Genomic DNA, 14,074 nt, shown 5'->3' with positions numbered 1-14,074 from the left:
GAAAGGTCATGCCGTCCTGCCTTTTCTTTGCCGTTCCACGGTCTGATCGTCGCCCGGCAGGTTGACTTCTCCGATGAAGTTCCAGACCAGTTCAATCTTCTGCCTGCGGTGGCCGCTGGACTTATCCGGCGCATGGACGATGATCTTCTTTACAAACTCATTGACAATGGTGGGCGTCAGTTCCCGGATACCCACATACTTCCGAACAATGGCTGCAAAGCTGGCAAAATCGGCTTGATCCTGTTCAAAGGTTTCTACCGCTTCCCGCCATGTCTTGACCTGCTCCGTTAGTTCTCTTTGTTCCGCCTCATAGTCGGCGGAGAGTTTCAAGAACCGTTCATGGCTGATCGCCCCGCTGATGTCGTCCTCATAGATGCGCTTGAAAATGCGGTCAAGTTCGGCAATACGCTTTTCCGCTTGGGCAATTTCACGCCTGCGTTTCTTGGCCTCTTTTTCCGCTTCTTGAAAACGCTGCTTTCTTGCGGCTTCCTCAAATGCCATGGCATCGTCAAAGAACAGTGCCGTCACATCGAAAATCCGCTGCAACACAAACAGTTTCAGCGTTTCTTCCCGGATAAAGTGCATGGTACAATCACCCGTATTACTCTTATACCGGGAACAACGATAGCAGTCTTGCTGCGGTGTCATGTTTTTACCTGTGGCGAAATGCAGCTTGCTTCCACAGTCGGCGCAGTACAGCAGGCCAGAAAACAACCCTTGCCGTTCGGCTTGCTTGGCCGGGCGGCGTTTGTTCTCCCGCAACTCCTGTACCCGTGCAAAGACTTGTTCTTCGATAATGGCGGGCTGGGTATTGGGGAAAATCCGCTGATTCTCTGGGGCGTTATGCAGCCGCTTTTTCAGCTTGTGGGATTTGGAATAGGTCTTGAAATTCACCGTACAGCCGGTGTACTCTGGCCGCTCCAATATCCCCGCGACAGACTTTGGACTCCATTGGTACGGCTTCTCCGGCAGCGGCTTTCCGTCCCGTTGGGCATAGTGAGCTTTAACCGTCAGAACGTGTTGAGCGGTCAGCAGCTTGGCAATCTGCATGGGGCCTTTCCCTGCAATGCACAGGTCAAAAATCCGTTTGACGATTTCGGCGGCTTCCTCGTCCACAATCCATTTCTTTTTGTCCGCCGGGTCTTTCATATACCCGTAGGGCGGATTGGTGCAAAGATGTTCCCCGGCGTTTCCTTTGGCTCGCATAACAGCCCGGATTTTCTTGCTGGTATCGCGGGCGTAGAAGTCATTGAACAGATTACGGAAAGGGGTAAAATCGTTGTCCCCCTTGTCGCTGTCCACGCCGTCATTGATGGCGATATACCGAATATCGCGCTCGGCAAAGAAACTCTCGGTATAGTAGCCCACTTTCAGATAGTCCCGGCCCATGCGGGACATATCCTTGACAATGACGGTTCTAACCTTTCCTGCTTCGGCCAGCCGGATCATCTCATTCCAGCCCGGACGGTCAAATGTTACCCCGGACACACCATCGTCAATGAAGAAAGTTGGATTAGGGAAACCATTGTCGGTTGCGTACTTCAAAAGGATTTTCTTTTGATTGGCTATGCTGTTGCTCTCGCCGTCCAGCGCGTCCTCTTGGGACAGGCGGGCGTATAAAGCGGTAATGTTGTCGGGATAATTGGTGTTTGCTGTCATGGTTCATTCCTCCTGTAATGAACGCCCGACAAACAGGTTGCTGTCCTTATTATACTGCGGTTTGTCCTCTTTGTCAGCAGATGTGGCAATGGCTTCCGAACGAATAAGCCGCACCATTTTGTCATAAAGTGGCTCCGTCCCACCGCAGGAAGTATGTACTTCATAGACCGTCCCGCCGAGCTTATAACAGACGGTTTCTTGCAGCGGATTTCCCCGTTTTGGGAGATAATCGCTCTCTTTGGTGCTTCGTTTCCTTTCCATTCCGTTCCCGTCCTTTCCGGGGAAGTCACAACAGAGCAAGCATAGGAAGTGTGGCCACACTTCCGCAAAATCTCCGTTTCTGGCCTGCTGCCGGAGCGGAGATTTTTGCTTGTTGGGAGCTTCCCAAACCCTTGTTTTTTGCTTCGCCAATAATACGCTGGAAAGGACGGAATCTGCCCGCAAAATGAGAACTTTGTATAGATTAGTTCATTGCTTCTTTCTATGGATTTTGCAGATGTTTTAGGCCAATTTCCATTTGCTCAACCATAAAGTCATTGCCACATAGATGATAAATCTGCTTTGCCTTTTTGATCTTTGATAGACCTGATTGCGGATTGCCTGTTACGTAGTTTAACAAACCGTCATAATAGAGCATCGGAACTTTCCAAGATAGCATATTGGGATCGATCGTTAATTCTTGCAGTTTATCGATTGCTCTTTTCGCAATGGTATATTGCCTGCTGCAAATCAGTTGATAAAGATTATTCACTAGCAAATGAGATAGATATACTTGATAATCTGGATGTGCTCTGTATTTTTCCAAAGTATCCCACGCGGTAAGAAAAAGTGAGGTTTTCACATCACCATTCTCAAATATAAAGCTCATATCTGAAAATATACGAAATTCAGATAATGACCAGGTTTCCACATCAAATAGATATTTCTGAATGTAGCTTTTAGCTGCTTGATACTCGGATGAATTTTGATAATCAGGATTTCCATATACAGATCTTAATGCTACTATTTCTGCGTGTTGTAATTTGCTTGATGAGGTTTTATTTGCCGTCATTTCATCATATAACTTCTTCTCTATATCAGCAGAATATAATGGATCGTTTTTTATTCGCTCAAGATTAACATTTAGCAAAGGTTCTTGACAAGGTGTTGTTTTGTACTGGCTATGTATCAGAAGAAGCTCATCTACAGAAATCATTAGCCTATCCAAAATTCTCAACATGAGATTGAACTTGATGTCATACATCCCTTTCTCGAAATCAATGGCAAAGGACTTACTCAAAATGCCAGTATATATTTCTTTATGGGAAAAACCTTTGCTTAATCTAATCTTACGAATCGTGATACCGTATGTTTCCATAATTCTCACCTCTTGCTCTATTAATATCCATTATATCACATCCAAATAAAGATGGTCTGAATACTCGGACTTATTTTGCACTGATAGCCATGGATTTTATAATGAGGGAGAAAGGAGATGCTGCAAATGAAAAAAAGCACTATCCCGGGAACAAAAATCATTAAGGTTGTTGCCGGGAAAAATGGCAGTGAAGAAAAGCTACGAAAAGATTTGGAAAAGATAGGCAAAATCGAACTCTTAGGGAAAGCGTTAAAAAGTGTCTTTTCGCTGTAAGTTGTTCCCCCATTACTAGACAAGCGTATCTATGACCTGCCAAATGTATGGCTACTATTTCACGTTCCCTACATTGGGGTTAGGATAGTATACAAGAGCTTATAAATATCAAAGAATCTGCCGAACGACGGCAAAAGAAAAAAGCTGTCGCCTAGCAGCCATTTGACACGCCCATACGACCAGCGGCGGCTTTGAGAAATCAAGGCCGCCGCTTTCGTTTGCCCTGCACAGGAACGGCGGTTATGGAGGAAACCGCCATGCTAATGCACCAAACACATAGCTTCTCAAAAAAAGCCTGTTCTCGGCATGGGAGAGGTTTAGGCTAAAAGATGTACTATACGATGTAAATAATCAGCATATCACATTCGCTTTTACCGAGTTGTTATTGCGGTCTTTCGGTGCGGGCCGGAACTGCCGCAACAACATAAATGCAAGGGGCGGTAGCCCCAACCTCAACTTCTCACTCTCCCGCAGATCGGGGGTGAGAAGATAATGTTTGTGTTTGATGAATATGGAGCACGGCACCAGTTCGACGCTTTCTGCAAAACCGTTCTCCGCCATGAGGCCATCAGCTACTTCCGGGAACTAAACCGCCAGCGGAAACGAGCAATCCAGTTAAGCGCCTTGTCCCAACACGAAATGGATAAACTTTATACCGTAGACGAATACCCCAGCAACAGGTTTGCATTTTCGGCGTTTGGCTATGTTCTGTATATTCAGAGCGAATTAGTGGCAGACGCTTTTGTAAGTTTGCCGGAATGTGAGCAGCAGATTTTAATTCTACATTATGCGCTGGAACTTCCAGACAGAGAAGTGGGTGATTTTGTTGGTATGTCCCGCAGCGCCGTCCAACGCCACAGGACAAAGACATTGAACGAACTGCGAAAAGACTTGAAATCCAAAGACCTGCTAACAAAAGTCAAGTAAAACTTTCAAAGGAAACGAGCAAAGGAAAAGGGTGCACCAAATTAAACCGCTGTGCATTTCAAAAAATGGCGGTCAGCCAGACAGTATAGAGCTGGGAAATCAGCCATGCTCCNAGACCTGCTAACAAAAGTCAAGTAAAACTTTCAAAGGAAACGAGCAAAGGAAAAGGGTGCACCAAATTAAACCGCTGTGCATTTCAAAAAATGGCGGTCAGCCAGACAGTATAGAGCTGGGAAATCAGCCATGCTCCAGAGAATCCAGGTAGGCTTTCACAGAAGCGTAGTAGATGCGCAGGAACTTGTTGGCGGAGGCCATCATGTAGACACGGTAGGGCTTACCTTCAGAGCGTTTCTTGTTCATGAACTGGTAGACCGGCTCATCCATTGGAGCGCATTGCAGGAGGACCCCCATCACCAGAAAGAGCGTCCTTCGCAGTGAGGCAGATCCTCTCTTGGAAATGTTACGGCTACGGACATCCACTTGTCCAGATTGGTAAGGTGGGGCGTCAATGCCTGCAAAGGCCACCAGCGCTTTCTTGGAATGAAAACGGCGTACATCGCCAATTTCAGCTATGAGTTGGGGGCCGAGGGTTGGGCCAACACCAAACATCTCCATCACCACAGGATACTCCGGTAGAGAAACGGCCAGGGACTGCATCTCCTGCTTGAGAGCAGCTAACGCGGCGGAAGTTGCCCGGAGTTGGGAAACAGCCTGTTCTACCAAAAGTTTTGCCGTATCCGTTTTCGGCATGACACCGAAGTGTCCACATGCAGAGGCGTATATGTCCAGTGCCTTATCCTCGCTAAAATTGTAGCCGTGCTTTCTGCACCACTTCTGGTATTGGGTGGTAAAGGCCTTTTTAGACAAACCACAGACACACTCACAATGCCAAAAAGCGGCTACAAAATCCACCCACTTCTCGCTGCCATCGGCGCGGGGTGGACTGGTAAACAGGCGGTTTGCATCAGGGAAAGCGGTGTCCAGCAGGGAGATTAGGTTGTTCTTCAGCATGGTCCGTACTTTGGAATACTGCTGGTACTGCCGGTAGCAGGTCTTCAGCATGAGCCGGGTGTCCTCCTCCGGGACATATTTCGGTACCGTGCGCCAGTGTTCACGGCCGTAGTTGGCCAGTTTCACGGCGTCCTTCTTGTCAGTCTTGCCTCGTCTTAAACTGTTGTTCCCATAGTCATGCACCAGCATTGCATTGACTACGGAGACATAAAGTCCCGCGTCGTGGAGCAGCCAGGCCACCGGCGCGTGGTAATTACCCGTGGATTCCATCACCACACGGGTCTCACCGTCCAAACTTTTGAGCAGCCCTGCCAGTTCGTTCAGTTCATTGGCGGTGTGTCGCACTTCAAAGGGTGAAACCACCACCTCACCGAAGGGGCGCATGACGGCGATCATGCTTTTCCCTTTGGAAACATCGATGCCAACGCTGTTCATCCACATTCCTCCAATACTAAAGAATCTGCAACCGGAATCCATCTTTTCTCGTTGCCGATTCAATCTATTGGGTGACGCGAACTCCCCGGCATCCGGTGGCTCAACCTGCTGAAATCGAACGCTACAACAAGAGGATGGCTGACAGTCTTTCGTACGGACTTACAAGCCCAAGGAGTGAGTGGTCAGCCAGTTGCTCCTCTTATTGTAGCTTAGGCACGAGATGGAGGGAAAGCCGGACTGGCTGCCCGGCTTTCCTGTCCAAATTTATTGTAATAGGAGTGAGAAACTAACATGAAGCAACCAACTTTTAACGGCAGAGTGCTTTTGCCCATGGACGTGATCGAAGCGGCCCGCGCCGGTGATCCATTAGCATTGGAGCGCATCTTGCGGTACTACGACCGCTACATCAACAAGATTTGTATGCGAACTCTCTATGACAAAGATGGTTTGCCGCACATCGGCATTGACGAGTACATGAAGCACCGCTTACAGGCAAAATTGGTGGAAGCCATCGTGGTAAAGAAATAGCAAAGCCAAAGGAAGCCGTCAAGGGTCGAGATGAACGCTTCGCGCCCTTGACGGCTTCCTCCGTCTTTGCTGTATGGTAACCAAGCGGGCGCAAGCAGAAATCTACTTGCGCCCGCTACTATTATGACGTTTATGCCTACGCACTTAGAGGGTAGAAAACCCGATGTTACCGGGCCTTTCTAGCGTGCTTGGATAGCCGGCGGTATCTTGCCATTCTTACCCTTGAAAACGCAGTTTGAAATGCGTAGAAAACCGGCGTGCCATTTCATTGCGAAATAACACGCCGGTTCATTTTAGCAACCCTGTTTGTCAGCCGTTAAGTTAGTATGTCTTTGATACTTCCTTATCGGCGTTCACCAAATTTCGCGGCGCGCCTTTTTGCGCAAATTGCACCATAGCGGCGGCGAAAAAGCGGTTAATCTTGGTTTGACAAATGGGAGCGATGGCTTTAGAATCGGAAATTGAATTTTATACCCCCGGAGGCGGAAAATCAGTGAAAATCATCATCCAAATTGCCATCATTTTTTCCATCTGCTGGATCAGCTTGATTATTGAGGCACTGCTTCCCATCGCGTTTCCCGCCAGTGTCATCGGAATGATTCTGCTGCTGGCCCTGCTGATGGTGCGGATTCTGCGGGTGGATCACATCCGGGAAAAGTCCGACTTCCTGCTGTCCAATATGGCCTTCTTCTTTATCCCCGCCGGGGTGAGCGTCATCAACTACTTTGACGTGCTGGCCAGCAACCTGCTGCCCCTGCTGGCGGTATGCGTGATCAGCACCGTACTTACCTTCGTGGTAACCGCTTACACCGTGCGCCTGACCCGTGCCCTGATGAATCGGAGGAAACATCATGTCTGAACTCTTTGCGTCCCCTTTCTTTGGCATCTCCCTCAGTATCCTGGCCTTCCTGATCGGTGTGCAGATCCGGAAAAAGACCGGACTGGAGCTGTGCAACCCCCTGCTTATCGCCATCGTGCTGGTGTCCGCCGTGCTGCTGATCTGCCGGATCCCCTATGAGGCCTATGACCAGGGCGGCGCCATCATCAATATGTTTCTGGCCCCCGCCACCGCCTGCTTGGCGGTGTCCATCTACACCCGCATCCAGCTGCTGAAGGAAAACTGGCTGCCCATTCTGGTGGGCTGCACCGCCGGGTCCCTCACCTCCATGGGCAGCATCTACGGCCTGTGCCGCCTGTTCCGGCTGGATCAGGCGGTCACCGCCTCCCTGCTGCCCAAGTCGGTGACCACCCCCATCGCCATCAGCGTGTCCCAGAGCCTGGGAGGGATCCAGGCCATCACCGTGGTGGCGGTCATCATCACCGGTATCCTGGGCAGTATCTTCGCACCTTTGCTCATCAAGGTGTTCCGGGTCAAGGACCCGGTGGCCGCCGGTCTGGCCATCGGCGCCTGCTCCCACGCGGTGGGCACCTCCAAGGCCCTGGAGCTGGGAGAGACCGAGGGGGCCATGAGCGGCCTGGCCATCGGGGTGTGCGGCATGATTACCGTGATCATTTCCCTGTTCCTGGTGCCATAAGAAGAAGCGGGAGCCCTGCGGCTCCCGCTTCTTTCGTTATTCCAGAGGAAATGCCAGGAGCCCATCCTTCTCCGGCAGGGCCATGGTGTTGCCGTTGACCAGCCCGGCCAGGTCGGCAGGGGAGATCCCCTTTGCGCTCCAGCTCACCACCACGGTGGAGCCGTCTGCCTGGGGGTAGTGGAGGGTAAAGGTGTCGTACTGCCAGGCGGAGGTGTCCCACAGCCCGTCGTCCCCGTAGCTGCCCCACGCCTCCAGGGCGGAGGAGGTGACCTCGCCGGGCTGGAAGTCGGGGGCCGGAAGGCTGGCGTAAGCGGGGAAGCGCATGACCTGGACATAGAGGTAGCCGTAGCTGTGGGTAAACATAATGCTGAGAGAATCCCGGTCCTGGTACAGCCTCCGGTGGGCGTTCCCAAACCGGAAGCCCAGGGGCAGCGCCTCCGGGTCGGGGAGGAAAACCGCCAGATCCTCCTCATAGGCCTCCTCCTGGGTCAATTCCTCATCGCGCTGCTCCGGGATGGAATCGGGAGCCAGATGTTCGGTGGTGATGGTTCCGTCCGCCTGGAGGGCGTTCCACAGGAACACACAGGGCAGCATGGTGGCTCTGTCCCCGTCCTCCCCGGTGTAGACGAAGTCCATGCCCAGATCTCCCACCTGGAAGGTGGCCTGACAGGTGATCTCATACCGGCGGTCGCCGTTTTCGTCGGCGTAGACCATGGAACTGGTGACTTCCACACCGTCCACTTCCTGGACGGCGGCGTCGATGTAGACCGTGCTCCTCTGGGGGTACTGGCCGGGCCAGAGGGTGAGGGTGAAGGATTCCGTATCCCGGACACCCCGGATGGAGGCGTTATACACCGTGCCGTCGGCGTTGTAGATCACCGTGCCGTCCAGACCGAAATCATACCAGTACAGGTTCCAGGGAATCTCCTCCCCTCCGCCGAAGATACCCAGAATGTCCTGGGCGGTCATGGGCTCGGAAAACCAGCCCTCCCGGGGGGCGTAATCCACCATGATTGCTTCGGAATCGGTGCAGTCGGGGAAAGAGAGGGTGGGGATACCGAAAAAGGTGTGGGGCTGACCCTGGAAGGGGTCGCCTCCCACAGTCAGGGTGTGTTCCGTGTCCTGCTCCGGCGGGGCGCTCTCCACTGTGCCGGGTGTGGCAGCCACGCCGGCGGTGGGGGAGACCTCCTGAGCCGGTGTGTCCGTCCAGGGCTGCCACAGGCCCACCACCGCCAGCAGGCAGCAGGCGGCTGCCAGACCCAGGGCGGGGGCGTACCGGGCCTTCCGGCGGCGGGGTGGTTCCCCGGCCAGCAGCTTTTCATGGAGCCCGGCGGGGGCGGTGATGCGGTCCATATAATTCCGATAGCGGTTCATTCCCATTCTCCTTTCAGCAGCTGGCGCAGCCTGTCCCGGGCCCGGGCCAGCCGGGAGCGGACGGTGCCCTCCCGCCAGCCGGTCATGGCCGCGATCTCGGCGGTCTGATAGCCCTCATAATAATAGAGGTGGAGCACCGTCCGGTCCTTGGGGGGCAGGGACTGGATCACCTCCAGCACCGCCTGCTCCTCCGGATCGGCGGCGGGGTAGCTGTCCAGCAGCGGGGCGGTGCGCCGGTGCCAGGGGGAGCGCAGGCGGCTTTTGCAGCCGTTGACGGCCACTTTCAGAAGCCAGGCTCGCTCATGGGCGGGGCTTTCAAATTCCGGGGCCTTTTCCCACAGGCGCAGGAAGGCCTCCTGTACCACGTCCTCCGCCTCATGGGGGTCCCCCAGAATGGCCAGAGCCGCGCGGTACAGGGTGTTTTCATAGGTTCGGATCACAGCTTCCAACCGGTTGGATTCCGTCATCTTCCTCCCTCCTTCACCCTTAATACGCTTGAGCGGGTCAGAATGCTCCGCTGAAACTGAAAAAATGCGGGAAGATTGCCACAGGACCCCCGGCGTGATACAATGAGGGGGCCATTCACGAAAGGAGATATGTGCTATGAGTGTACAGGCACTGATGGACTTTATAGAGCGCAGCCCCAGCCCTTACCACGCGGCGGCGTATGCCGCGAAACTGCTGGAGGGGGCGGGATTCCTTCCTCTGGAGGAGCATGAAAAGTGGGAGCTGACCCCGGGTCAGGGCTACTACGTCACCCGGAATCAGAGCAGCCTCATCGCCTTCCGGCTGCCCTGGCAGAAGCCGGAGCGCTGGCTTCTCACCGCTGCCCACAGCGATTCTCCCACCTTCGCGGTGAAGAACGACAGGCTGGAGGGGGACAAGACCTATCTGCGGCTGGCGGTGGAGGGATACGGTGGGATGAACTGTGCCTCCTGGCTGGACCGGCCCCTGACGGTGGCCGGCCGGGTGCTGGTGCGCACCGGGGGCGGCGCGGAGAGCAGGCTGGTGTATCTGGACCGGGATCTGCTCACCATTCCCAGCCTGGCCATCCATATGCAGCGGGACGTGAACAAGGGCCATGAGTACAACCCCCAGCGGGATATGCAGCCCCTGTACGGCCTGACCGGGAGCCGCTCCCTCACCGAGCTGCTGGCGGAGGAGCTGGGTGTGGAAAAAGAGGCCCTGCTGGCCTGGGATCTGGTGCTCTGCCCCCGGCAGAAGCCGGTGGTGCTGGGCGCGGAAGGGGAGCTGTTTCAGGCCCCCCGCATCGACGACCTGGGCTGCGCCTGGGCCTGCCTGGAGGGCCTGATCTCCGCCGGAGGTCAGGAGAAAACAGGCCAGATCTACTGCCTCTTTGACAACGAAGAGGTGGGCAGCGGTACCCGGCAGGGCGCCCTGAGCACCTTCCTGCCGGATGTGCTGGAGCGGATCGCCTGCTGCCTGAGCATGGACGGGCAGGAGCAGAGGATGGCCCTGGCGGGCAGTATGCTCCTCAGCGCCGACAACGGCCACGCCGTCCACCCCAACTTTACCGAGAAGTCCGACCCGGCCAACCGGGTGTACCCCAACGGGGGTGTGGTGGTCAAATACTCCGCCAATCAGAAGTATACCACAAACTCCCTGACCGCAGGAGTGTTCCGGGCGGTCTGCCAAAAGGCGGGGGTGCCGGTGCAGACCTTTGCCAACCGGGCCGACGAGCCGGGCGGCTCCACCCTGGGCAATCTGCTGGGCCAGCAGGTGAGCATCCCCATGGTGGATATCGGCATGGCCCAGCTGGCCATGCACTCCGCCGTGGAGACCGCCGGAAGTAAGGATCCGGACTACCTGGCCGGAGCCTGCGCTGCCTTCTACCAGAGCGCCCTGACCCGGAAGGGCGACGGCCGGTATTCCTTCTGATAAGACAGGAACTATTGAAAAAAAGGGTATCTTGTGATATTTTAATTGTTTAGAGTACATGCGAGGAAAGGAGCCGGATCATGAGAAGGAACTGGGGCGTCCGGATAGCCGCGGGAGCGCTGGCGGCGCTGATGGCACTGGGGACCTCCGGCTGCCGCCGTCAGGGAGAGACTCCCGGCGGGGCGCCGGAAGGACTGAATATCACCCAGCAGGCCGACCTGACCGCTGGGGTGCTCCACGCCGGGACCTCCGGCGGCTGGCAGGATACCCTGAGCCACCTGGAGTACAGCTCCCTGGCCAATGTGACCGCCCGGGAACTGGGGACAGCGGACGATTTCAGCGGCTGCGACCTGGTGATCGCCGATCCCGACCTGCTGGACGGGGAAAACTGGGATCAGACCAGGCGGGCGCTGATGGACTATGTGGAAAACGGCGGCCTGCTGGTGCTGGACAACTGCTTCTGGGACCGGTTCCCGGCGGAGTTTCTGGGTATCTCCGGGGGAACCGCCCTGGACGGGCTGCCCGCTGAGCTGACCTGGCCGGAGGTGGAGGAAAACCTCTCCGGCTTCCAGGGGCTGATCCGGGACTTCGCCGCCCTCTATCCCAGCTACAAGAACGCCGAGACCCTGGCCGGGGAGGACTACGGCTGCGGCTTTACCGTCACCACCGCCCGGGCCATCGCCATGGCGGGGGAGCTGGCCCTCTACACCTTCAACGACGTGGGGGAGGGACAGGTGCTGCTCACCAACCCCATGCTGCCCAACCGCTACTCCATCAATTCCCCCACCCTGACGGCCAGTGAGGAAGGGCAGGAGCCCTTTGCCAACACCACCAACAGCGCCGACCGGCTGTTCTACGGCAAGCTGCTGGCCTATCGGTCCATGGAGGAGTACGGCTATGCCGTGGAGCGGGTCTACGGCCCCTTCGGCACCAACCCCGCCGCCTGGGAGATCCACTATGAGGAGATCACCGCCATCCGGGAGGACTCGGCGGGTCAGTTTGCCCAGCTGGCGGAGGAGGCGGGACAGATCCCCTCCTACACCTTGGTGCGGGACCCCTACTGGTGGCTGCTGCGGGCGGAGAGCGTCACCTATCTGGTGAACAAGAGCGACAGCGGCCTGGACTATGACCTGGACGAGTACGAGGGGATCTACTCCTCCGGCACCCATGTGGTGTGCGACAACGACTGGCTCAGCCAGGTGTGGGTGGAGAACACCGTCAGCTATTTCAGCGACGACGGCGGCTATACCGAGCGGGCCTATCCCACCATCGGTGACGTGGATGGGGACGGGACCGACGAGCTGCTGTGCGGCAGCGGCGACGGCCAGTTCTACTGCTATGAGCTGCTGGACAACGACCAGCGGTTCACCGTGGACACCCCGGTGATGCTGACAGACGGTACCGGAGCCAATCTCAGCGTGTCCGGCGGCCACTCTGCCCCCGCCATTCTGGACGTGGACGGGGACGGCACCCCCGATGTGGTCACCGGCGCGGGAGACGGCAAGGTGTACTGGCTCCGGGGCCTGGGCGGGCTGACCTTTGAGGCCCCCCGGCTGCTGCTGGACCCGGGCATGGGGGAGGTGCAGACCTTCCCGGAAACCGCAGACATGGATAGCGACGGCGTTGCCGACCTGCTGGTGGGCTCCGCCGGCGGCGGCCTGGCCCTCTACAAAGGCAAGTCCGGCGGCGGCTTCGGCACGAAACAGACCATTGACCTGCCCGAGGAGATCGCCGACTGGGCGGCCCCCTGCGCCGTGGACCTGAACGGGGACGGCACCCTGGACATCGCCCTGGGCACCTTCCACGGCTATGTGGCCAAGCTGGTGCGGCAGGGGAGCGGCTACACCTTCACCGGCTATTTCGAGGGAAATGAACAGAACTACAAGGGCAACAGCCACCTGAAATTCGGCAACAACTGCAAGCCGGTGTTTTACGACGTCAACGGGGACGGGGCCCTGGACCTGATCTGCGGCCAGCTGGAGTACGGCCTGCCCTGCCCCATCGACTCGGAGTACTTCCCCTTCCGGGAGCAGCTCCAGGAGCAGGTGGACTGGATGAAGGAGAAGAACTACTACCTGGGGGTCCACACCCTCACCCACTGGTACGCCTCGGCGGGGTACGAGCAGCGGGAGTTTGACCGCCACATGGAGGCCCTGGCCTCCTACGGGGTGGACCTGACCCGGGTGGGCAACAACCAGCACACCTGGCATTCCAGCGTGTACGGCCCTGCCCAGACCTATCTGGCCCAGTACAACAGCGGCATGCTGTGGAACTCGGGCACCGAGCTGCCCCACTCCTCCGCCACCCCGCAGGTGTCGGCGGAGAACGTGCTGGCCCTGCCCTTCTTCCTGGAGGACGGGGGAGAGCCCACCATGCTGATGCTCAACGCCTCCACCCTGTTCTACAAGGGGGACGACTGGCAGGCCATCGCCGCCCGGTACGGCAACCCCATGTTCCTCTATTACCACTGCGACTGGATCTACCGGGACGACACCGAGGCCAGAAAAGCAGTCGGGGTCATGTCCGACTTCCTGGATACCTACGGCTACACCTGCATCCGGGAGGATCAGCTGGCCTGCGCCTCCGCCGCCGCCCTCAACACGGCGGTATCCGCCGCGGTGGACGGGGAAAACGGTGCGGTCCGCCTGTCCGCCTCCGCCCTGCGCACCGACCTGGCCCTGTATGACGAGGACTACCAGAGCGCCGTGGGCGTGAAGCTCACCTTCGGGGAGGGCTGTTCCGCCTCCGACTATGTGACCGACGCCTCGGTGTGGCGGCAGGAGGGCAACAGCCTGTACCTGTCCCTGGACAAGGAGGTCACCGTCTGGAAGGGCCAGCGGGAGGGGACCTACCTGCGGCAGGTCAACCTGCCCGCAGATCTGACCTGGGACGGGGACAGCCTGACCATCGACTTTGCCACAGGCGGTCTGATGGAAGTGGAGGTGGAGGGTACTGTATCCACCCCCTCCGAGGGCTGGACCATGACCCAACACGGGGATCGGACCACCCTGACCAAGCGGGGAGACCCGGACACCCTGGTGCTCCACTTCTGGGAGCAAGACTGAGAATCTCAAGA

Annotated in this window: 13 protein-coding genes; 7 read left to right on the top strand and 6 right to left on the bottom strand. The window is 56.6% G+C overall.

The features are described from left to right. Positions 1 to 6 precede the first annotated feature (6 nt). From E0E41_RS07635 to E0E41_RS07625, 3 genes are all read right to left on the bottom strand, one after another. Positions 7 to 1,659, bottom strand: coding sequence for a recombinase family protein (locus E0E41_RS07635; RefSeq protein ID WP_130869388.1), 1,653 nt, complete (start codon positions 1,657 to 1,659; stop codon positions 7 to 9). Positions 1,660 to 1,662: 3 nt separating this feature from the next. Next, positions 1,663 to 1,920, bottom strand: a complete 258-nt coding sequence (locus E0E41_RS07630; RefSeq protein WP_130869387.1) for a hypothetical protein — start codon at positions 1,918 to 1,920, stop codon at positions 1,663 to 1,665. Between the two features lie 220 nt (positions 1,921 to 2,140). Further along, on the bottom strand, positions 2,141 to 3,016 hold the full coding sequence (locus tag E0E41_RS07625) for an Rgg/GadR/MutR family transcriptional regulator (protein ID WP_130869386.1): 876 nt from the start codon (positions 3,014 to 3,016) through the stop codon (positions 2,141 to 2,143). Between the two features lie 126 nt (positions 3,017 to 3,142). Between E0E41_RS07625 and E0E41_RS18525 the strand changes: the two genes are divergently transcribed. Continuing rightward, complete coding sequence (locus E0E41_RS18525) at positions 3,143 to 3,289, top strand: hypothetical protein (protein WP_154666632.1); 147 nt, start codon at positions 3,143 to 3,145, stop codon at positions 3,287 to 3,289. Positions 3,290 to 3,763: 474 nt separating this feature from the next. After that, entirely contained in the window at positions 3,764 to 4,216 is a 453-nt protein-coding gene (locus E0E41_RS07620) for an RNA polymerase sigma factor (RefSeq protein WP_278045193.1), read from the top strand. Between the two features lie 237 nt (positions 4,217 to 4,453). Here E0E41_RS07620 and E0E41_RS07615 read toward each other — a convergent pair whose 3' ends face one another. After that, the gene (locus E0E41_RS07615; RefSeq protein WP_130870794.1) at positions 4,454 to 5,662 is read right to left on the bottom strand and encodes an IS110 family transposase; all 1,209 of its coding nucleotides are present in this window, start codon (positions 5,660 to 5,662) and stop codon (positions 4,454 to 4,456) included. Positions 5,663 to 5,953: 291 nt separating this feature from the next. On the opposite strand from E0E41_RS07615, the gene E0E41_RS07610 reads away from it, so the two are divergent. The 3 genes from E0E41_RS07610 to E0E41_RS07600 all read left to right on the top strand — a co-directional run bounded on the left by E0E41_RS07610 (position 5,954) and on the right by E0E41_RS07600 (position 7,725). Then, entirely contained in the window at positions 5,954 to 6,190 is a 237-nt protein-coding gene (locus E0E41_RS07610; RefSeq protein ID WP_130869384.1) for a helix-turn-helix domain-containing protein, read from the top strand. 493 nt (positions 6,191 to 6,683) lie between these two features. Next, complete coding sequence (locus tag E0E41_RS07605) at positions 6,684 to 7,049, top strand: CidA/LrgA family protein (protein ID WP_130869383.1); 366 nt, start codon at positions 6,684 to 6,686, stop codon at positions 7,047 to 7,049. Next, a complete protein-coding gene (locus E0E41_RS07600) occupies positions 7,042 to 7,725 on the top strand; it encodes an LrgB family protein (protein ID WP_130869382.1) in 684 nt (227 codons plus the stop codon). The genes E0E41_RS07605 and E0E41_RS07600 overlap by 8 nt, the downstream gene beginning before the upstream one ends. Positions 7,726 to 7,761: 36 nt before the next feature. Here the strand turns inward: E0E41_RS07600 and E0E41_RS07595 are convergent, their stop codons facing one another. Together E0E41_RS07595 and E0E41_RS07590 are read right to left on the bottom strand one after the other, a co-directional pair. Next, entirely contained in the window at positions 7,762 to 9,099 is a 1,338-nt protein-coding gene (locus E0E41_RS07595; protein WP_130869381.1) for a hypothetical protein, read from the bottom strand. Then, positions 9,096 to 9,566: an RNA polymerase sigma factor gene (locus tag E0E41_RS07590; protein ID WP_130869380.1), complete on the bottom strand. Its 471-nt coding sequence runs from the start codon at positions 9,564 to 9,566 to the stop codon at positions 9,096 to 9,098. Before E0E41_RS07590 ends, E0E41_RS07595 begins: the two co-directional genes overlap by 4 nt. 136 nt (positions 9,567 to 9,702) lie before the next feature. Here E0E41_RS07590 and E0E41_RS07585 point away from each other — a divergent pair, with 136 nt between their 5' ends. Continuing rightward, complete coding sequence (locus E0E41_RS07585; RefSeq protein WP_130869379.1) at positions 9,703 to 10,998, top strand: M18 family aminopeptidase; 1,296 nt, start codon at positions 9,703 to 9,705, stop codon at positions 10,996 to 10,998. 80 nt (positions 10,999 to 11,078) lie between these two features. Then, positions 11,079 to 14,063, top strand: a complete 2,985-nt coding sequence (locus tag E0E41_RS07580) for an FG-GAP-like repeat-containing protein (protein ID WP_130869378.1) — start codon at positions 11,079 to 11,081, stop codon at positions 14,061 to 14,063. The last annotated feature ends 11 nt before the right edge of the window (positions 14,064 to 14,074 follow it).

Source organism: Intestinimonas massiliensis (ex Afouda et al. 2020), assembly GCF_900626285.1.
Lineage (GTDB): Bacteria > Bacillota > Clostridia > Oscillospirales > Oscillospiraceae > Flavonifractor > Flavonifractor massiliensis_A.
This window is presented reverse-complemented; position numbering and strand designations above follow the sequence as displayed.